The following is a 22,537-nucleotide window of genomic DNA, read 5'->3' on the forward strand; positions in this document are numbered from 1 at the left end:
CGCAAGGCCAGTGGGACTGACCCTAAAATACCCCTGGAGTAAAAGCTTTAGTACTATGGAGACTGTCCATTAATTCTTGAGTTATTCTTAATAGTTAACTATAATCCCTTGCAATTTCGTCCATATATTCTTATCTGATTTAAGCAAAAGACTTCCCAGTTTGTTTATGTATCGGAAAACATAGGTTTGAACACTAACCCACCATAAAAATCCCTATGCCGTTTTTGCATGGATTGCTCTAAACCACTGGCTACTACATTTTCCATTTTAATGAAACTGACTTGGTTAAAATCGGGCAAGCACACAATGCAGTCTATCTATTTATTAAAGCAAATTGAACATTCCCGCCAACTATTTGGTTTACTTAAACCATCAACTACAGATAATAGATCGGCTAGATTTTCCGAACAGTATTTTGGATAACGTGTAGTGTAAGTGCCTTTACGAGAAGGAACGTTTAAATGCCAACAACCGACTGTATGAAGAACGTTGCCCGTTTTACCTCCCGCTCTATTAAACACATAACCGTTTTGATGTTTTTCACACCATTCTTCATATTCGAGCTCTTTATCTTTGAACTCCTTAACTCTGGATATCACGTGTCCCACTCCCCTTTATTACTGTAATTTGTAAAACTATATATAACTGTTAATCCCCCGAATCTTCGTGTATCGGTTTGTCAATAAAACAACACTATCATTTGTAAACCATGGAGATAGCGGTTCTTGTAGTCAGAACTAATCTTAGAAAAAACAAGTGAACCGTTCTTTTTTAGGTATTTTATTCCCAAATAATATTTACGATGTCATAAAGCAATTGGTGCCGCTCTTCCAATTCATCAGGCCCAAAGTCATCGATAGGTTTGAAATTCAATTTATACATATTTATCATTTTTGTGAAATCAAGTTTGGATTTATACGTATCTTGCCTCAATGTTTCGTTCCAGTACAAGGTGTTAGCGTAAGTTGCTAGTTTCTTCTTATAGCTTTCATTACTACTTGAAATATTGTCCTTTCCTTTAAGTAGCAATAGACCTCCAAGACGGTTCCGTTCTCTCTCAAATAACTCCTCGTCGTTTCCAAATTTGCTTAAATTATCCTTGTTCATAGAAAGGATATGCTCGATATGAAAGCCATTTACTGGACCAGTATGATTCACAAGGTCATTTAAGGAATGCTTCATGTTCAGATTTGTATTCTCCGATATGAATTTTTCAACTCTGGCAAAGAAGTAACGTTTAAAGCGTTTGTTTAATTCAATACCTGTATCCTTGAAAAGATTGTAATTTATAACTGAAACAGTATTAACACCACGGTTTTCAGTTAATAAACTTAATAATTCTTTATCGAAAACTCTACGGATTTCCACAAAATCATCAATTTCCCTGATTTGGTTACTTATTTTGTAAATAGATTCATTGAAAGCGTTACTGTCATAGCTTCTCTGAATCTGAAGAAGAGTGTAAAAACGGTCGACTTCATAAGCAATCTTTTTAATTTTTACATTTTCTAAAGGGTCATTTAATTTACAAACGGATAGTGTCAATAAAAATTGACTATCCATTTCAGTTAAAGAATTGTAGTAAACCTCTATATAATCAACATTTTCACTATTATAGAAATCTAGCATTTTACTGTATATAGATGTAAAATATGTAAATTCATTTAAAAGGAATTTCTTTACGGCCTTTTCATTATGATCGAGCATCCATTTACTATTAACCTCTTTTTCAAACATTGTTCTGTGATAGTTCTTCTTATCGAATTTCCGACCGTCACCAACATTAGCAGCAAATTTAGCACGCATGAGATAAACAAAGAACTCATCAATTTCATCATCATAAAAGTCGTTTATGGAATTGACTTGTGATTCCCAAATTTCATTAAGGTTAAGATAGTCTAACTCCATTTTATTAATTTGACCTAGTAACTTACCTTTCAATATTTCATAGGGTTTTAATTTCACTCCTCGGTCATTAATTACCTCAAAAACCATTGGAACATCAGTTTGTTCCACATTTAAATTAATGAGCACAAGTCTTCTTAGAAAGTAGAAAGTGAAACTTTCAAATTTGTGCGTATCACCTAATTCCCGATTCAGATAGTCAGAAATGACTTTGTAATTTCCCACCATATTTTCAGCGGTGATCCCACTAGATTGATCTATTTGATCAATTTCATTTCCATCAAATAGTTCTTTCATTGTTTTAAGATGTTGCTCGTGCATCATCCAAAATTCTTCATCATATCCTGTAAAACCGACAATCTTTTGAGAAATCCAATTACCTAACCCTGATTGAAATGCTTTTGCTTGATGCATTAACTTCATTAAGATTAATGTGATTGTTGTCAGTCTTTGCTGACCATCTACGATATAAATCTTCCCATCTACTTTATTGGTAACATATGTATTTAGGTAATACCAAGAGTAATGGTCAATCAACTGATTGATGTTCATTTCGTTATCCTTGAACTTTTCATACTCAGTGTTAAATTTGTAAAAAATGTCCTCCAGTAATCTATTGACAGGATCAGAAGTCCATTTGTACTGTCGTTGGTAGAAATCTATATAGTAAGTTGTATTTGAAAAAACTGTATTAATATTTTGTTTGTCAGGTGTTACATCCACAGTGTTATCCTCCTCTAAATTGGGCGTTTAAATACTAGAAACAACTGGTTTTAAAGCATTATCATTCAACATTAAGATGAATTATACTAATGTGCCGTTCCCTTAAATACCCCCAACTTTTACACATCAATACCAAAATATCTAAACTCAGAATTATGTGTCGTTAAAAAAGTAGAAAGCGGCATTTTCGGGTGTTTTGATGGAGTTCATTAATATATCATGTTCATTATAATTCCGATGTTACAGGCTCATGAACAATACTCCTTTGTTGTTTTTCCTTTAATTGATCAAATAACTTCTGCACAGTCCCAATTCCTACATTTGAATATTTGGCCAAAATTACAAGCTCCTTAGGCAGCTGTCCTACGGTTTCAATTTGATCTTCATTTAGTTGCCTCAAAAGGCTTGGTATTCCTGTGAACTCATCTGCAGTAAGAGGTATTTGTGATAATTCTTCCGTGACGATAATGTAATCAGCTTTATAGAAGTAGAATAGTTCCCCAGTCCGTTCAAGTGAAAGTTGTCTGCGTAATTTCTCTTCCTCAATAAATACTGTTAGTTCTTGAAAGAAAGTATCATCATTTTTTTCATTATATCGTTTTACCTGTTTATGCAATCCTTCTAGATTGTTTGGTAATTCACTCATAATTCGCGCTTGCTGCTCAGCCCCAAGTCTAATGAGAAAGGTCTCAGAAATGGCAAATCGTTGAGGCAATAGAAATGCATCACGTAAGAAGTATGGAACTTCAAGTTCTTTTCCTTTATAGATAAGTGTTCGAATCGGTGTAAACCCCGGCAGTTCTGGTTTAGGTGAAAGACCTTCAGTAGACTTTCCTGAATCCTCTTCTCCTTGCTTATCTTTCTGTTTTTCAGTTTTTGAAGTAAGAAGTTTTTCCAACGATTTGAGCCGCTCTTGTATTTCAACTATGTCAAACGTTTGTTTCACCTGTGGTGATGGGTCTTGATAACTAGGAACCGTAAAATCTAAGGGTCCGTATACCTCTACATACCATTTAACAATTTTATAAATAGATTCCCAAGATAATAACGCTTCTGAGAAACGAAACGTCCGAGTATCGTGTGCTGCTTGGTTACCGATTTGTCGAATATGATGAAGTGCATCTCGAATTTCAGGTTTTATATAACCGTTTACATTTAGTAAATCGATTCGATCTTTTATATTTGACCATTGCTCATCAGGCAATTTTTCTGCTCGAATGACCTGTTTTAAAATATTTTCTACAAATATTCTTGCATGTGTGAGCATTGTCCGCGGGCTAGTGAAAATACTATTTTCAAGTTCATTTGCAACTAAGGCTAGCTCTTTTGACATCGGTTCAAGAAATTGATAAAAATAGGATGATTTCTCCATTTGATCGTTCCCCCGGTTATGTATTTATCTAAGTATAGTATTATTTTACCATACGATTGAAGATTTCGTTTCAGGTTAATCATACAATATATTGATACAAATTTAATTTCAGATGCAATAAAAGCCCCAGAGTAACCCATATAAAAAGTTAATCTTGGACTTTCCTCAACTTATTTGATTGTTAATATTTAGGAATCAATTATTTCATTAATAAAGACGTTTTTTAGAAAATATCTTTATCATGAAATCATTTATATCATTAACTCCCCAAGATATTACATAAGTACTTTTCAACAAATTTTTACATATATCGAGAGGTGACAGGCACCAAAATTATTCCTTCAATAGGACTTTCCAAAATATTCATAGATGCAGGCTGATACATTAGCCCGCCAGCTAAAATCAACTGTAAGATTTCTCTTACTCTCGAATACCATCTATTACCGGAATTTCTGATTGCATTAAGTGGTTTATAATCTGGATAATAAAAACCCCCTTTTATTAAAATACATCATCATTCTTCTTGCTAAAGCTATCAAAAGCTCATCAATTCTTGAGTTATCCACGCAAATTCCAATATGCCGTGTAGGTGGGAGTGATTGTAGATTGTTTCCTGATCAACTGTTTCACGAACAGCTCTTTATTCTGGACCGTAATGCACTCTCACATCCAGATTCATTAAGCCAAATTTAGCTAATGAGTGCGCCGAACAGCCAGATAATACAATAAGAATATTATTATTAAGTAGATGCTTTGCTAGCAACATTATTCCAGTCTTGTTTTATTCTAGGGACTCGTACATACTACAATGGCGACTGCACTTAAAATGTTCCCTTCTACAATTTAATCAACAAGTGGTTTTTGAGGAAGTATGATTGTTGTATTAAAAAAAATGCCGACCATTAATAAACTGGTCGACATATACTATACAAATCGTTAATTTAGCAGAAACCTACAAAATATCATCAAAAACAGAAGTTCTCTTAGGGACTTCCTCGATTAAACCTTCTAATAAAGCTGAAGGAGTGTCTTGGTAAAAGACTTTTACCTCTTGTTGAGCTCTAGTTAAAAGTACATATAATATCCTTGCATGTAAATCATCTTTTGGGAAGCTTTCTTTATTAATATTACAAAGAATAACCGCATCAAATTCCATACCCTTTGAATAATAAGATGTTAATACAGTTATAGATTTATTGACCATGTCATCTTCAGGACTCATATAAACGATATCGCGGTAATACTCTTGGCTAAGATATTGAGCTAATTTCTTGGCTCTTTGTTCGTCCTTATGAATAATGGCAATTCTTTTATATTTTTTCCTCCAAACCTTCAATGTTTGGACAATACTTTCCAATAAGTCCTTTCCTGATTGCACCATATCAAAGCTTACTTTCTCACCGCTCCGGTTAAGAGGGATAATGGGGGTATGAAGAATCCCATTCTGGTTAATTAATACTTTATTGGCTACATCTATTATTTCTGTTGTTGAGCGATAGCTTGTATCCAATGTTAAAATCATTTCTTGTTTGGAATGAAACAATGATTTGCTAAGTTTAGTCCAATCATATTGTCCAAAATTCATAAATATTGATTGATCTTTGTCCCCGAGAATGGTCATCGTTTTTGTTATTTTCTTTAAAGCTGCATAATGAACATAACTTAAATCCTGACCCTCATCAATGACAATATGTGAAAATTGCTCTGGCTTATCAAATAATAGTAAATATATATAAAATAATGGGGCTAAGTCAAAATACGTTAGGTTTTGTATTTTAAAGTTCTTAAATAATTTAGGAATATCTGGGCCCAGTTCATGTTCAAAGGCGCTTAATACCTCAAAGGACAATACTTGTTTATAAATAGAAAGTAAATCGGGTTCCTTCATACTATTTTTCCAAGTAGTGATCTCCGTTATAAACTCATTTCGAACTTTTTTTGTTTTATAGTCCATAATCCCTTGCATTTTTTTTACCAAATTATCATAGTCACTTTGATTTAATCCGCCATTTTTCAAATATGTTTGAACAACAAAATCATAATGTTCTTTAATTTCTTTTACCTTCCCTTCCGTGATTCGACGGAAGTGATTTTCAACGTGTTGGCGAAACCGTTCAACTTTATTGGAGAATGGTAAATATTTATAGCCATTATAGATTTCTAGTAATGCCTCTTTTGATAAATGCTCGGTAAGGATTGTAATTGGCTGAATTTTATTTTCGTACTGGTCCTTTAATTCGCTAACGAATATATCAAGCAATACTGTAAAAGACTCTGAACCTTTAAACTCTATGATTTGACGGGTTTGATCCTGATTTTTTGAAAATAATACTTTTTCGAAATATTGATTGTATGATAAATCAATCTTCTCTTGTAATGCAGATTTTATATAGTGATAGAGTAGCTGTTGAACAGTTGACTGTTTAATTCCTTCTAAATTTAGATTTGGTAATAATTCCTTAACTGAGCTGATAAATAAATTTGATGGACCAAGAATTAATACTTCTGATGGTTTTATATTTTTATTATTATAAAGTAGGTAAGACAAACGGTGTAATGCAATTGATGACTTTCCCGAACCTGCGACTCCTTGTATAATTACATTTCGATCAATCGGTTGGCGAATTGCTATATCTTGCTCTTTTTGAATAGATGCAATGATCTCTTTTAAGTAGCCTGTCGTTTCACTATGCTCTATTATTTCCCTTAAGAAATCATCTGTAATGGTTAACTCTTCCCCATTTTCTGTTATCGTCACATTTAGCTTATCATTTAATTCATCCGAAACTTGTTGAATAATTTTAATTATTTTTTTATCTTTGATAGTGAATTCTTTCTTTTTTAGAACATCGACTGAATAACTTAAATTCCTTCGTGCTCTTTCATCATGTACCATATAGGATTGTCTTGGTTGACTGGGGGTAAAGTTATAGAATACTGAGGCAATCGGCATGCGCCAATCCACCACAATTACATTTTCATTTTGATCCCTTACCCCTTGTTTCCCGATATAAAACGTTTCATTTCCTTCTTCCTCGGAATTAATATCAAAACTACCAAAGAAGGGTTCTTTTTCGGCCTTTCTAAGCAATTCCTTATCGAGCATTCCTCTACGATATGCAACATCATCACCAGTATCATTAATTCCTTTATTAAAATTACCCTTTTTCTTTTCGAGTAATTCCCATACATAATAGGTTTGGTCTTTAATCTTGTTTATTGTATTTTCAAGTACTATTTGTTCATTCTTTAAATCCTCAGATTTCAATTTGAATGACTCCCTTAAAAAATCTATTTATATTATATTACTATTTTAACAGTTTATTGGAAGTCTTGACACTTGAGAAATAAATATTATTTCAGATTTGATTTGGTATTTTATTACAGTAACTTAATATTTTGTAAACCTTTTACTTGTAAGAGGGTCTTTATTACCTAATGGCAAATCACTGATTAAGAGTTGTGTATAAATTTTTGGTTCTGTTTAGTCTTATTAACACTACCGATTTTTAATAGGTTCAAGAAACAAATACTGGTAAATTTTCATCTTCTTGCTTGCACCCCTTCATAAAATATTATTATTCCATCTCAGCGAAATAGCCCCCCTTAGATTTTCATAAAATTACCTCTGAAATGTTAGTATCCAGTTTTAAAGTATCCGCGAGCTTTTGTCGTAGTCTATCTTCTTCTCCACTCTCTGTGGTTTTCATTCTTATGATTGGAATGCAGTACTTACGCAAAATCTCATCCTTCATTTTGTCATTCTTCAGCTGCACCGGGTTATTTGCATGGTAGGCATGACCATCCACCTCAACAACCAAAACTGGCATTTTATCCAGCTTGTTAAAAATAACAAAATCGGTATGGGTTAATATATTCAAGGCGTACTTCCGCTCATCGTCCGTCAGTTTGACCGGATCTTTAATCAGCATCCGTAAAGGCTGATGCAGGACCCAGTCCAGGCTTTGGAATTCTGGTAAACTTAATACCTTTTCAATCACCGTATTCATTAAATTTTCGGATTTGTACTCTGACACCTTTTTACTTCTTTTCATCACTTCTAATAATTTATCAGAATAACTGTTATATAGGAGATCAAAGACAGAGTAGATTTGGCTTTCAATGATTTCAAAATTATTATATTGAATATATCTTGCTAAATCTCCAATATTTGTCCCTTTCCAGTCCTCACTTCCCTCTGAAACCACCACAATTAATTTTTTTACAGCACGAGAAACAGCTACATTGATAAGATTTGGATTATCAGCAAAATCATTGACTGCAATTTGATTTGCCACAGTTGTGAGAATAATAACATCTCTTTCTCACCCCTGGTATTTATGTACTGTATCAGCCTCTATATTTCTGTCCCCTATTGTTCTCTGAAGTTCATTCGCCTGTAGTCGAAAGGGTGAAATAATTCCAACCGTTTGTTCACTATCATTTATTTCTTGTCCTGGTAGGATTTCATTAAATATAACGTCAATCTGCCGTTGATTAAACTTTCCCCTTGCATGGTTCCCTTTGACCGTCTTATATAGGATTAGAGGTTTCTCTTCATCTTGATCATCTGTTAGGACAATAAGTTCGTTATTATAAAACTTTTGATTACAGAAGTCGATAATCTTGGGATGGCAGCGATAATGCTCTTTCAAAAGTGTTTTAGGAATAGTTTTATATAAGTTTAGTATAGATGACAAGATATTTTGGTTCGAATAATTATAGGCGTCTACTAACTTAAATGATTCAAATATTCGCCCCGTTGTTTTTGCAACTTCAGAAATCACAACATTGGGAAGTTGTTTAACATCCCCAACAATGACAGCATTTTTCGCACAGGATAGAGCGAGAGCACCTGTAACCAAATCAACCTGTGAAGCCTCATCAATAATAACGAAATCAAACAAATAATTTGTTTTTGCACTTTGTCGTAAGGAATGAGTAGTACTTAAGATCACAGGATACTCCTTGATAAAAGTATCGAAATTCTTCCAAAGAGCATCCCCAGTAAAAATAGTCCTTTTTCCACCTGCACCATATTTATCAGCCAATTTGGCCTTTAGCAAGTCCATAGAATTTTTGCTGTATTCTTTCATGGCATTATCAAAATCGAAGTGATCCAGCTTTTTCTCATATTCTTCAATTTGAGACGTAATCTCTTTTATTTTTGTTTCATAATAGATCTTTTGCAAAAAGGAAATAACGGCATCGGGCTCATGTTTATAGAGATTAAAGTTATATAATCCATAAACAAATAGATTATATAATTTGCTTTTTAATGGAACTTTTCCATCTTTAACATTGTGCTTATATTCATGGAGTATGGTTAAAATCCGATCAGCACTAAATCGAAGAAAAGAACGTATTTTAAGTGGTTTGAAGTTGGATTCGGTATAGTATGTATTAAAATATTTCTGTTCCGTTTGAAACTTAGATAACTCTTGCTTTAATATAGCTTGTCTATTTTGGAATCTAAGCATCTCATATTTCTGTAATTTTTCAAGGACATTGGCCGTTGCGGAGTTATTATTAGAAACTACCGCAACTGTTTTACCATTAACAACCGCATTTGCTATGATATTTAAAATGGTTTGAGTTTTACCGGTTCCTGGTGGACCCTCAATTACACTAAGCTGGTTCATTAATGCTTTTTCTGTTGCAGATTTTTGGCTAAGGTTAAACCCAAACGGGAAAATTGCTTGTGCTTGTCTGTCTTGTTCATTTAATGGTTTTCCTTCCAAATAAGCAGACATTACACTTCGAGGACTAATCATAGTTAGATTATTGTACTGCTTTCTTAAAAAGCTAATGTCATTTTCACCTTCAAGTTTTATACTCGCATGATTGGCTATTGTTTTAAGATATTCAAAGGTACAGTGTGCCGTATTATTGGTTAAGGAGGTTTCTTCAATGATAATTCTCGACCGCTCGTACAATTTTTTATATCCAGTTTTAAAGATCAATTTAATATAGTCGCCAAAATCAAGTATTTTAATCATGCCTGTTATTGGTAGATTATTTTCATAAATCATACTTGTTTCATGGTCGATGATTTTGGGATCTCTATGCCAAATTACGTTTTCATAATTATACTTATAGACTTTACTGTTATTTTGAAACCTAATTAACCATTTGCCATTTTCTTTTTTACAGAAATCTATTTCTTCAGTTTTATCCTCGCTTTTGATAAGAATAAGATTTATATCTCCATTCAACGGTAGGTGTCACCTCTAAACCTAATTCTTAATAATATTATTTTAAAAAATTAATTTATTACTAAATAATACCATAATTATATCTGCAAGGGGATTAGCAATTTTATTTATAAATTATTCCTGATTAAAAAAAGCGCAGTCACCAACAATTGAATGGTGACTGCACTTTTTTATTTCGACAAAAATCTACTAAACTCGGGCGGTGACAGGCACTTCTACTAAATGCTAAAAACAAGGTCCGATTGATTTGAGGGCCACCTTCATCTAGTTTAATCACCCATTTTTGAGCATTCACATTGTTTTTTTCTAGTCTTACCGGATATAAGAATAGTGGAGCTTGAAAGAACGTCCCATCCGACAATTTTCCGGACAAAAATGGAAAACCAAGATAGAAATCATGGATTCCTGTTTCCTCTTCAATTCCCTTAATATTCCGGTATAAATCTGTGAGTTTTCTTGAAAGGCTCATTGAAAGTTCATTATTAATCGTTGGCTTTAGTAAGATGACTTCATTCTTGGTTTGATTAATGATTTGTTCTACTATAGCGGTACTTGCCTTTTCTTTAGATAACCTAGAGAGGTTATCCAGATCAGTTAAATCAAAGCTCCACTTATTATAAAGCTTCATTAATCGAATCGAACGATTCCGCCGACTAATGTCATTGAGCTTGTCCCTCATATGTATTAACTTGTCTTTCATTACAGGACCTCTTTCCATTGTCCAAATATACATTAATACCCATTATACATGTTAAATATGATGGTTATTCTTGTTTCGAAAAGAAAATATTATATCAATAAATTGGAAATACATTGAGATATCTTTTAACTATTATAAAGATTCGATCCTAACTGACATCAAGTTTGCTAAATTCCGGCAGTGTTAGGACATTTTCAAGGGTGCTTGTTTCGTACCCATTCTACTATTTCACAAGGTTGACAAAATAGTCCAATAAAATAAAAATGCCAGAACACCCCAAAAAGGATATGTCCTGGCATTCGACTGTAGTAAATAATTTAAATATATAAGATTTATTAGGATTATTTTTTGCTACAACAACTTAATAATAAACTTAAGAAACTGAAGTGTACCTCTACCCTTTCAAGGTATGCATGACAACGAACCCACCAGAAATGGCATGCAGGTCTCAAGCAGTTTTGAAGTTTGAGAGAAGGTATTATTTTTTGTTATTCTTTGAAAACTTATGTTGTTGAGAGTACTTGATTTAAAGGGTATTTCGAGCATCTTATTACAATTAAGTAATCTTTAATTTTAATCTATGATTTGTGGTATGTTACCAAAATGTGACCAATCTACTATTTAATATTTAGAGCTTACCTATAGTTACCGACAATATCTGCAAATCCTTTTATAGAGAATCTGCTTTTTTATAACACGATGGAGTATTTTTTATATGTAATCACTCACTCAGCTAACCTTACTATCTTTTATAGCAATTAATCATCTATTCAATAGATATTTTACACTCAAAAACTATTGCTATTATACCGCTACTTTTCCATTTATTAACATTATGGACTTAAAATAGCATTTGACACTTAAAAAATAGAAATCCATTTACGCTTTAGTATAATATTTATTTAAATAAGCACCATCCAACTTTTTTGGATGGTGCCTGGAAATTTTTCTCCCCTCGATTCGCCACAGAGATTACACTGCAGGATTCTTTCTCAAAAATAATACTTCATTTTTCTCAACTAATTTAATAAATTCATGTTCGATGACGCCGCTATATTTTATCTCCAATGTAATTCGATAAATATAAGGAAGCAGTTTGTCAATATACACCCTCTGCATACCTTTGCCATTGATAATTGATTCTTTTAAAACGGAATAACCTTGATAAAATACATCTAGTACATTCTTTAGCGCAGGTGCAATAATCGACGGCTCTCTCTGTACCTTGAAGATCTCATAGTAGATCATACGACCATATTCAAATAAAAATGACCCTTTTACTAAAGGCTGTAGTGATGTCGTTCCTATGACAGCATACAAATAATGTACTTCTTTGGACAATTGTACAGGAATTGTTTCCAACCTTTCATAAAGAATTAAGTTATACATTGTTAGCAATTCGTTAGCAAGAATATACTTCTCTTCAGATAACGGAAGTTCTATCAGTAATTCGATATATTCACTCATCCTTTGACGATGCGAATGTGTGGGTAGGTTCTCCTTAAGAATAGCAATAGCATTTTCTTTATTAAGTAACCGGCTTTCCTCAATTTGGTCAAGTTCAGTTTGTAATTGAATGAGTGCTTGGGAAGAATAGGTGGTTCTCATCATTCCCCTAAAAAATCGTTCTGCTTCCATTCGATGATACATAGTTAATTTGGATATTTCCTCAAATTTAAACAGGCCCAAATGAAATTCAGGCATGATAATAAATGCTTGCTCATTTAGTAATGGAAATTCTTTTTTTAAACTTTCTATCCCTGCGACAACACGTTGTAAACTAGCAAAATATTCGTAATACGTGTCGATAAAACTGCTACCTAAACTAAACACTTTATCGACAAAGAAAGAAGTCGGATATTCAAATTCTATGCAATTAAGAATTTTTGTCTCCTCCGTTAAGAGCATGGTATAACCGTAAAGTAATAGACCATCCAAATAGCATAAAAAAATTCGATCATATAGGGTAAGGCCAACCTTTTGTCGGATTGCACTCGTTAACTCTGTTCCCCATAAAATAACATCATGACCTTTCCTGTTTTTAGCAAATACTCTAATATGTAACAGAGCATATTCATAATAAAACACCAAGTGTGAATGATTGTTTTCAATTGCTTCAATGAAACTTTTCAATGGTAACTTTTTCTTTGGGTAAATAGAATGACGAAGCAATGAAAGTGCATTCTTTTTATTGGTTTTTAAATAGGCGTACAATTGATTATTGCCCTTTATTAATACTTCGTCGCCGTTATCGGTTTTTTTAAGTAAAAGCCATTGAAGCTGTAAGGATTTAAAAAACAACGCTGTTCTCTCTTGTCCAATAAGCAAGGGAAAGAGAAAATCCATTTCCAGTAGTGCTTGGTCATCGTCTAACATTTTCATATAAGCTTCTGATACCAGATAAGCCGCTTCTCTACTTTTTAATCGGTCACGTTCAATTTTTAATAAAGTAATTGCCTGCTCTAACCTTTCAAATGAGTCAGCTGTCTCATAGTAATATCTTGCGACAAGAGGTAACGTTTCCTTATAGTTTTTCGGTAACTTTAAAAATTTCATTTGGGATAAGTATTCAAACAACAGACCCACATAAGAAGGAAGTGAGTCTATTTTTGAGTAATCTTGTTCAATTAACTGAAGCCAGTTTGAAGCTAATGTACGCAATTCATCTTGATAAAAGTCCTGTTTCTGTAATGTGTCACGTATCGATGTATTCACCAAACTATAGGTGTTTACAGACTGCTTTTTCCGAACCTTTAACCAATACCTTAAATCATTTAATTGTCCAAGCAATTCAAAACCCGGGTTTATGCCGTTAAGTAAATAACTTATTTCTTCAAGCGTCAGTGGTTTTGGCGAAAATGCTAATAATGCTGCAACTTGGGATATTTGTCCAAAATATTTCTGCCCGTAAAGCTGACGTAAATATCGCATATAGTAAGACATCACATCTTCCATCGCCTCTACTCTTGCATCAGGCATTTGTTTCCTTAACATAGAGTAGGGCTGAATGATTAACATCCGTTTATCATCGAGGTTAGTAACAAATTGCTGTGCGGCCTCATCCTTATACTTAAGCTTATCTTTAGCATAATTCACTAATAGTTTGATATTGAACAGGTCATCTTGCCTTACAGTTCTTGGTGCAGCCTTCAATTCCTCAGGCAACTTAATTGTTTCCCCATATTGATATTTTGCTGTTAATAATACATATAATCCCTCAGGAAGAGGCGGCATCTCTAAAAGGGTCTGAAGTAACCGTTCCCGGTTCACACTCGTTAATTCATCAAGCCCATCTAAAGTAAAAATCAGCTTTTCCTTCCCAATTTCTGATTTTAATAGTTTAAAATAGGCTGTTAATACGTTGTAAAACTGTTGTGGGTCGAGCTGGTCCTTTGGATCAAAGGAAAGGTAGGTGTTCAATGTTTTTGTTTCCTTCTTGCTCACTACGACCGTTCGTAAACTTGAAATCATATCTTCTTTTAAGGTTTGTAATTGGCTCTCCTTATAGTTATTGAAGTAAACGGCACGACGAATCAGCTTGGGAGAATCCCATTTGTTTAATTTCAATTCATCTATTGCCTGAACCAGCGTTGTTTTTCCCATTCCCTCTTCCATAACTAAATACAGGTAGCCGTTGGGTTTTTCTTTCGTGATTGTTGTAATCCAAGAAGTTAAATATGAGGGTTCCAAAAAGTCCAGATAGGAAATTCGCTCTTCAAAATTCTGTATATCTTCTTTATAGTCTGAGTCCAGCTCTTGTAAGGAAGAGGATTGCAGCTTCTTCGTTTCCAAAAAATAATGAACAATACTATCAATCTTCTCCTGATGTTTCTTTGTTTTCTTTCCACGCTTATAATTTAAATATTCTACGAAACTGCTCGCAGCATCATACCCTTCAAAAAGTAAGACATCTTCATTATCTATGTACATAAATGGATCAATATAAAAACGAGTATCCTTTATTTGAATCATCCAATCCTTTTCTTCTTGAAAAACCTTTACTTGATTATATAGAGTGGTAATGGTAATTTCGCTAAGGTGATCTCTAATATTCCTAAGCTGGTTTTCCAAATTTTGTTGGAACGTTTCATCCTCAAAGGTTCCGAGTGAACCATGTCCAATATATTTATTTCGCCAATTAACTATTTTATGGTCATCGTAGAGTTTATAGACGGCTTGTAAAATGGTGTGGAGATGTTTCTCCGGGAAAAGCAGTACTTTTTCTTTTTGTTGAATATTAATAATCGTTCTCGCTATCTCTAGCCACTTGCCGAGAGTTAGTTTTTCCTTGACTATTTTAAAAATTACTTCTTTGTATGATTGTGTTAATTGATCAAATGGTTGTTGAGATACCCAGAAACTAACGGTTGATAAGATTGGAAATTTCAAAAGAACTTCATAAAAATCTTTTATTTGTAATAAAGCACCATATGGCTCTTTGGCTGAAAGCAGTTTATGGATTCGGCTATATTCATGGGCATAGATATCAGGAAACATGCTCGTATCAAATCCGTCTGTGAACCATAATGACTCATCTAATGCCATCCTTTGACATACTTCTCTGCTGTCATACAGTGCTTCTTTGGCAGCATGTAAAAACTGCTGCTCCCACAAATCAAACTCTGCTTTCGTAATACTATATTGAAGGTAAACTTCCTCTTGCGTCACTTTTTCCGTAAGTACATCAAGCACTATTTGAAATTTATTTAATTGTTTAATCATAAAAAGCGTAAACCTCCTTTTCCTATCCCCTCCATATGTCCATTTTCTCCATCAGACTACACGGAATTTAAGTTTCTCAGCGCCGATGGTAGTAGTTTGGAACATTGTTTCTGTGAGAGTAGTACGTTGCCAGGTATTTTTTCTTTTCTAGTTCCTATAAAATCAACTTATTAAGCATTTGACTTTCGTCCGCATCTCTCTTACTACTTTCGAACAAGTAAACATTGGTAATTCATTTCCATAAAAATACATTCAATGAATGGACTAACACAAATTTGCTCTCCAGTTGAGGTGGATTAAAAATAGTTTGCCTTGCTGTAGCTGGAACACACCATGGTATTTTTTTCGATTTATACCCTTGATTATTCTCCTCATGTAAAAATTGAACGGTTGCCTAATGATCTGAATTTTTCCTACCCTTATTAATTGATAGTTTTGAAATTGATTTAGCGATCGAATAATAATAAAAACTTACTATCCTTACTCTTCCTTCTCACAAACTATTATATATTCCACAGGTGAAGAGTCATCTTTTGTCAGTAATTGTACCGTACACTTTTCGGAGGTTACATCTACTTGTTTTGTATTATTTTTAGCTACGTTGTAATGCCAGAAGCCAATGCATCCTAGCACAAGAAGAGTAAAAAAGATAATCCATGCTTGGACGGAGAAATACGCTTTGCCTGTTTTGTTTTCCTTTTTACGGTTTTCTTTAAGTGATAAAGAGGCCGTGATTATAATCACCATACCTAATGCATAAGCAAAAAGGAAGTTATTACTATCCGCAATAAAAGGGATGTTCATCCCTAAGAAACCAGTCGTTAATGTAGCCGGTAATAATAAATAAGTTACCGTTTGAATAATGCGGTTTTGGCCTTCTGTTTCTTTACGTTGATCCTCTGCTTTTTTCAACACCAATTTTTGTTCTGCTGTATGAATAATCTCATAAAAGGTTTGTAACTTTTTGTTTAGCTCCGTTTGTAATTGAAGTAGCCCCTTTTCTTGCAGAATGTAGTTGTACAATTTATTAAAATACGGGTTTAATGAAATCGTTTCATGAATGCCTTGTAGTTGGGATACGATGATATTATTGCGTAAATCGATATAAACGCGTAACTTCTCTTGATCTAGTGAATCCGATGACAGCACTTCAGCAGCATTTTCAATTTCACGATTAACGACCATCAATTGATAACGCAATGCCTCCGTTTCCATTAAGATAAACATATACATAAAGTAATAGCTTTCATTTTCTTTACTGTTTATCAATAAAGATACATTCGCACATCCTTTTTCTGAAACACACCAATACACTTGTTGAAACAGCTCTTTAACCCCATCCTCATTAAATGCTACTCGATTCTCTTTTTCTAAATCATGCGTAATATGATAGATCATTTCTTTAAGTTGATACGTTGCTTTCTGTTTTTGGCAAGGAAATTGATTATCCATGGTTGCTTCTGTAGTCGTGAATATATAACAGCGTGACAACACCGGTTGATCAACAAGTTTCAGAACAGGTGGTGTTCCATTCTTTTTTAGATGACCTAGTATGTTATCATGTACTGGCCATGTAACATTTCCTTCAAACGTTGTCCCAACATTTTCTCTTGAGTTACGTACCTCTAGTTTGTCTTCGTCTATTTTACTAACGTAATACGTTAACCATTCATATACTTCCGGTGTTATTGGCTGAATTTCACCACTTTCTACTAAGGACACATTTTCAAAATGATACACTAGGAAGCCAACATTCATTTTCGTCAAGACTAGATCGATGGCTTTGATCGTAAATAATAATTCTGCTTCATAACCTTGAGCTTTCAGCAATTTCTTCTGTGGTTGCTGAAAATGCGATAGTCCGAAGGCTTGGAAATCTGTTATTTGGTACGCCTTTGCATGAACATTCGTTGCTTCATGATCAGTAAAAAGCATTTTCTTGATATGGGGATAAACCTCATATTTATTAAGTCCGGAGTGATATTTTGTACCATCAAATAGGTCAAGTTCATTAAATAAACATTTATAGTAAAATGGTTCAATTCGGTACAAACTCATGGATTGAATTGTAACATTTGGTTCTAATTCATCGGTTTGTTTCTCAAACTTTTTTTCACAGTCTCGTAGCTTTGCATCAACATCTGCTGAAACTTCTTTTAGATAGTTTTGTTGAAACGTAATATCATTTTTTTCAAACAATGATTTATAAATTAAGTTATAATGCAAAATTTGGGCAATCGGTGCCTCAATCAATTTTGGAATATACTTTTCAATATTCCGATTTTCTTCCTTCATACGGATTATTTCATTTTGTAAACCTTCGAGATTTTCACCATAATAGGCATGATTTGCTTCGGCCAATAATTCAAGTTTCTTATCCGTAACATAACGAAGAGCATCCACTTGTGTTAAAACAAGCATATATAAGTAATAGTAATTGATTTTTATTTTGGTACCAAAATCACCTGTTAAAAAATTACGATTGGATTGCAATGATGGTTTAAAGACATTAAAACCCGCCATTCCACGAATCATTCCACTCCACCACGTATCCTCAAAAGTGTGCAAAATATCCCCTGGTCTCACAATGGTTCGGTATTTAGCATTATAGCCATTCGCTACACGGTACAATGTGTTCTCGACAATATCATCAACTTGATCTGTACTCGTTTCAACAGTAGCATATGTTAGGAGCTGCACACGTTGATTACCAATCTTATCCTCATTATGCTTTTCTTTTTCTTGCATAAAAACCGCTTCGATAGGCAATCTACGAATCATACTTTGTGTAAATTCCAGCCATTTAAATGATAACGGTTTGATTGGTGGTTTTTGAATCGCTGCTTTTTGGTCTTTCGGTAAAGACTTTACTTTATTTGTATAAAGCGTTTGATCCTGTGGAAGAATCATGCGAACATGAACGGGACCTGTCAGTTTTGATTGACTCATTTTGCGCATATAATACATCGCAAATTCATAGTCTGTTAAATCAAACGGGATGGATCTATTTTGGTTTTGATTCTGTTTTTTCTCCTCCATTTTCACATCCGGATTATATGTACCATAGGTGATAATCCGTTCGGGAATCGCCTCTAATTCAACCTTTTCAAAATGATACACTAGGTACCCTACTTGATACTTTGTTAAAATTACATCAAGCCCTGCTATTTGAAATGTCAGCAAAGCTTCTTTTTTTTCATTGCCTACCTTATATTTAAGTTCTAACGCCATTTTCACTTTATTAAGATTTATATCCGTATCCAATTCTATCGTCTGTCGGATTGGTTTTTCCTTGTCTTTTTCAGCTATGGTATCAGGTTCTCTGAAATATTCATGCATCATACGAATTGATAGCGGACTTTTAGCACGAAATACTTTGGCTATTGTTCGGTAGTTTTCTTCTTTTGAAAAAAATACATCATTGGCATTTGGATGAAAATAATCCTTCTCTAACCCTTGGTGCACTTCGAACCCCGGCCACTCTTCGATCTGATCCAGTTGTTCGTAAGGTGTCGTATATGTAAATGGTTCAATGCGATACGTCAATGATGGGAGTACAGTTGCTATATCTTGGACCTTTTGTTCCACATTCTCACTCCTTTAAAGATAATTTGAATTCATAGAATACTATTTATTATATCAATAGTGATATGTAGAAAGGAATGATAGTTTTTTCAAGCTATATTCAGCGTATCAATCACCGTTAAAGGTTCTTTGTTTCAGTTGCGTAAATGATTCCAATGTATCTTCAGGTGCTTTAACTGGTTTAAAGTTTTCATGGATTGGTGTATTTAAGTAACCTTTTGTATAAAAGTATCTATTAAGTGCCCTCATAGTTCTAACTCTAAAATTAACTGGCATTGGTGATAACTCTTTATCGTGAGCATGTAGAAAATAATCCCGAAAATCTTTCATAATAATCATAAAAATCGTTTTCTTCATGCGTTAGGACCAATTCATTTGGATTATCCTCTACCTTTACCACTGAGCCAGGATCGTAAAATTGATAATCAAATAGAATCTCTTTTTTTCTTTCCAGTCAATGATGGGGATAATAACAAGTTGTCTTTGTGTATCCAGATTATCTTAATTCAATAGTATAACTGTGAATTCTTAACATTTTAATTCGTAATATAGTAGTTTATTAGTTTAATCTCTTAGGAAATAATATTATTAAAACAAAAGAGATTATTCTAGGAAAATGAGAAAGAGCCCTGTTGCAAGTAATATAGTTCTTTTCCATATCCATTTGCACTCCTGTCTATTTAAAACTTTATCCATTTTATAAATAAAACGTTTATATTCAATTACTCCTTCTTAACCTATTTCCTTTTCCAAATATGGGACCATTCCAAAGTAAATTGAAAATTGACTTTGGAATGGTCCCTAAATGTTATGATATAAAATTGTAATCTTAAAAAAGAATGACAAACATTATTTTATGAGCACTTCTAAAACCATTCACTCAAATTTTTACATACATTCATGACAAACTCCCTTGATTCTTTTGCTCTTTTTAAAGTGACAAATTGTCCATGTGCTGGGGGATTACGATATTTTTTTAATAACTCAGTATTTGTTACATTTGAAAACTCCCCTGTCTCAAGTGCAACTAGTCCTTTTTCATTAATGAAGGGTTTCATCGCTTCAAACAACGTAGTCTTGATTTGAAAATCATCCCCTTCAAATCTCGAACTAGCTAATTTGCCAAACATGAAACCAAGTGTCCCTAATTCTACACCGCTTTTTACACCATTCTTAACGGATAATAAATTGTTTACCGTAGATTTCCAAATCTTTTTTATCTTCTCCTTTTCTAATTTTTCAATTTCCTTGTTCAATTTTTAAAACTCTAATTTTTGTACAGTTGGCTTAATAAGCTTTTCATTGAATTCTAGCTCAATTATTCTAAAGTAGCCTAAGCAGAGCATACCCGCATCATGCCACTTATGATTAAGTGTTGTCATGTATAGATACAAATTCTCACTTGAACGCCATGCTTGTTTACCCATCGGGGATAAAAACGACAGCCATTGAATGTGATCCATTTTCTTTTGAATCTCTAATTTCTTTTCTTTAAATTCTGGAAATGTATTTAAAAACATTTCCAAACCTTTTTTTAAGGTAATATTTGATTCAGGACATTCTGTATAAGCAAGTAAGATGATTTCATATTGAATGATTCTTGGCTGTACCACGATTAAATTCATAAAAGCAACAACCAAATCCACATAGAGTTCAGGATTGAGGCGATAGCACAAGCGAAATCCCTCTAAAATTAGTGCGGGTGTTAACGAAATAGATGGCTGCCACAAATATTTAAGTAAGGGCAGTTCATATCCCTCAGATTGTATCTCTTTTGATGAGAAGTCCGTGTAGTTTTCTATGGCGATTTTTAGACGGTCATCTACTTCTTCATATAATTCTTGAGAAATCGTTTGCTGATCATATTTAAATTGCGCCGCTGCAGATAATTGAATACTTTTTTCCTTATCTCGTTCAATGTAATCTGCAATTAAATAACAAGAACTAATTAAAAATTGCTCATGATCTTGGGTCCGATCTTCTATATCTATACATTGATAATCCTCATACCTTAACATTTTTTGGTCAATTTCTACTACTGCATCAATTGAAAGAATCAGCTTTTGCATTAGGTATTTATAATAAGTCTTAGATATTCTAATTGAATTATTAGATATTAATTCAAGTTGATCCATCATCTGCTTTGAATCACCTTTGAAAGCAAATATCTCAAGTTCTATTTGTTTTACCTTTTCGTTGTATCTACTTTTAGGGTTTATTTCCTGGAAACATGTTAATGATCTATCATATTCTTTTACTTCATAATATGCATATCCTTCTAGAAATAGTATTTCATCTGTGGAACTAGAAGCTTGCATTTTACCTAGAGATTTGAATGCATCATACTCTTCTTTCCGTTTAAGGTAATAAAATATTTGGTCCCTTAAACCTTCCGGCACTGGTTGTGTTGTGATCTCATCTTTATTAGTACGATATTTTAGGATGTATTGCGAGTAATGTATAAAATATCCTAATAGTAATTTATACTTATGAAAGCTTGATAGAAATTTCTTATTTGTTATTTCTTTAGGTAACGCTTCATTCATTTCCTTCTTATAAGTAAGCATCTTAATAAATAACACAAAATTTTTCTTTATCAACTTATCTTCAGTTAAGTCTTTAGGAAAATCCTGTACAATAGCACGACTAAACATATAATAATTTGGTGGTTGCTGATTTCCTTTTGGCACTGGAGCTGAATTGTCAATTAAATATAAGTCGAGATACAATTCAATGCGTTCGTTAAATGTTAAATCTTTTACCAATGGGGAAATTCCAACATAACTATCAAAAATTTGTTTTAAAGGTTCATTTTCATACTCTTAATGTATTGTTTTTCTACTCTTTAATTGCCCTACAAATTTTGGCTTACGCTTGCTTTTTTTCTTACTCATAAAAACCCCGCTATATAATTTAATTTGTTTCATTTCTATACTGACAATATTTAATAGTATAATAAAAATTATCCATAATTAGATAAAAAAATATCACCATTATTGATATCTAGATTAAGAAAATTATCATTATACTTTCCCCCACATAAAGGCATTACATAAGATTCTTTATATTACTCTTTTAAGAATATTTCCTTTGCTTCTTGTACAAAGATTCATTGCCGTATCCAAACTTTTTCCTTGGTATATCCATTGGCAACTCCCCATTTTTCAGCTTTAGTCTCTACTTATTAAACACATTTAGTTAGATAAGTTACTTCCTTGGTCACCGTCGTTTCCCTGTTAACTGCGTTACCTTTAACAAGTTTCCTAAATAATACTTTAAGCCCCGACCTCTTAAAAGGGGAGGGCTAATTTACGC

The 22,537-nt window shown here is 33.3% G+C and carries 13 protein-coding genes; all 13 read right to left on the reverse strand.

Annotated features, from left to right (window positions below):
- Positions 1-317: 317 nt before the first annotated feature.
- The 13 genes from BDR01S_RS17805 to BDR01S_RS17855 all read right to left on the reverse strand — a co-directional run bounded on the left by BDR01S_RS17805 (position 318) and on the right by BDR01S_RS17855 (position 21,987).
- Positions 318-599 (reverse strand): hypothetical protein, encoded by a 282-nt coding sequence (locus BDR01S_RS17805; protein ID WP_066255597.1) that lies wholly within the window; start codon positions 597-599, stop codon positions 318-320.
- Positions 600-780: 181 nt separating this feature from the next.
- Positions 781-2,628, reverse strand: a complete 1,848-nt coding sequence (locus tag BDR01S_RS17810) for a DUF262 domain-containing protein (RefSeq protein WP_066255600.1) — start codon at positions 2,626-2,628, stop codon at positions 781-783.
- A gap of 226 nt (positions 2,629-2,854) precedes the next feature.
- Positions 2,855-4,000, reverse strand: coding sequence for a DUF4145 domain-containing protein (locus BDR01S_RS17815; protein ID WP_066255604.1), 1,146 nt, complete (start codon positions 3,998-4,000; stop codon positions 2,855-2,857).
- 301 nt (positions 4,001-4,301) lie between these two features.
- The gene (locus BDR01S_RS24995; RefSeq protein ID WP_082797482.1) at positions 4,302-4,508 is read right to left on the reverse strand and encodes a 4-hydroxyphenylacetate 3-hydroxylase C-terminal domain-containing protein; all 207 of its coding nucleotides are present in this window, start codon (positions 4,506-4,508) and stop codon (positions 4,302-4,304) included.
- 444 nt (positions 4,509-4,952) lie between these two features.
- The gene (locus tag BDR01S_RS17820) at positions 4,953-7,268 is read right to left on the reverse strand and encodes a HelD family protein (RefSeq protein ID WP_066255607.1); all 2,316 of its coding nucleotides are present in this window, start codon (positions 7,266-7,268) and stop codon (positions 4,953-4,955) included.
- Between the two features lie 346 nt (positions 7,269-7,614).
- A complete protein-coding gene (locus BDR01S_RS26085) occupies positions 7,615-8,298 on the reverse strand; it encodes a DUF2726 domain-containing protein (RefSeq protein WP_218007881.1) in 684 nt (227 codons plus the stop codon).
- 27 nt (positions 8,299-8,325) lie between these two features.
- Positions 8,326-10,215: an AAA domain-containing protein gene (locus BDR01S_RS17825; protein WP_218007882.1), complete on the reverse strand. Its 1,890-nt coding sequence runs from the start codon at positions 10,213-10,215 to the stop codon at positions 8,326-8,328.
- A gap of 139 nt (positions 10,216-10,354) precedes the next feature.
- On the reverse strand, positions 10,355-10,915 hold the full coding sequence (locus tag BDR01S_RS17830; protein WP_066255611.1) for a DUF4011 domain-containing protein: 561 nt from the start codon (positions 10,913-10,915) through the stop codon (positions 10,355-10,357).
- A gap of 972 nt (positions 10,916-11,887) precedes the next feature.
- Positions 11,888-15,637: a P-loop domain-containing protein gene (locus tag BDR01S_RS17835; protein WP_066255616.1), complete on the reverse strand. Its 3,750-nt coding sequence runs from the start codon at positions 15,635-15,637 to the stop codon at positions 11,888-11,890.
- A gap of 480 nt (positions 15,638-16,117) precedes the next feature.
- A complete protein-coding gene (locus tag BDR01S_RS17840; protein ID WP_066255619.1) occupies positions 16,118-19,225 on the reverse strand; it encodes a CorA family divalent cation transporter in 3,108 nt (1,035 codons plus the stop codon).
- Positions 19,226-19,330: 105 nt separating this feature from the next.
- Entirely contained in the window at positions 19,331-19,579 is a 249-nt protein-coding gene (locus BDR01S_RS25855) for a hypothetical protein (protein WP_066255621.1), read from the reverse strand.
- A gap of 509 nt (positions 19,580-20,088) precedes the next feature.
- Entirely contained in the window at positions 20,089-20,478 is a 390-nt protein-coding gene (locus BDR01S_RS17850; RefSeq protein ID WP_066255623.1) for a hypothetical protein, read from the reverse strand.
- 3 nt (positions 20,479-20,481) lie between these two features.
- Positions 20,482-21,987 (reverse strand): hypothetical protein, encoded by a 1,506-nt coding sequence (locus tag BDR01S_RS17855; RefSeq protein ID WP_066255626.1) that lies wholly within the window; start codon positions 21,985-21,987, stop codon positions 20,482-20,484.
- Positions 21,988-22,537: the final 550 nt, after the last annotated feature.

The organism is Neobacillus drentensis NBRC 102427 (genome assembly GCF_001591445.1).
Lineage (GTDB): Bacteria > Bacillota > Bacilli > Bacillales > Cytobacillaceae > Neobacillus > Neobacillus drentensis.

Excerpts from the sequence above, each read along its gene's own strand:
- BDR01S_RS17815 (WP_066255604.1), bottom strand. The coding sequence starts at position 4,000 with ATGGAGAAATCATCCTATTTTTATCAATTTCTTGAACCGATGTCAAAA.
- BDR01S_RS17830 (WP_066255611.1), bottom strand. The coding sequence starts at position 10,915 with ATGAAAGACAAGTTAATACATATGAGGGACAAGCTCAATGACATTAGT.
- BDR01S_RS17835 (WP_066255616.1), bottom strand. The coding sequence starts at position 15,637 with ATGATTAAACAATTAAATAAATTTCAAATAGTGCTTGATGTACTTACG.
- BDR01S_RS25855 (WP_066255621.1), bottom strand. The coding sequence starts at position 19,579 with ATGAAGAAAACGATTTTTATGATTATTATGAAAGATTTTCGGGATTAT.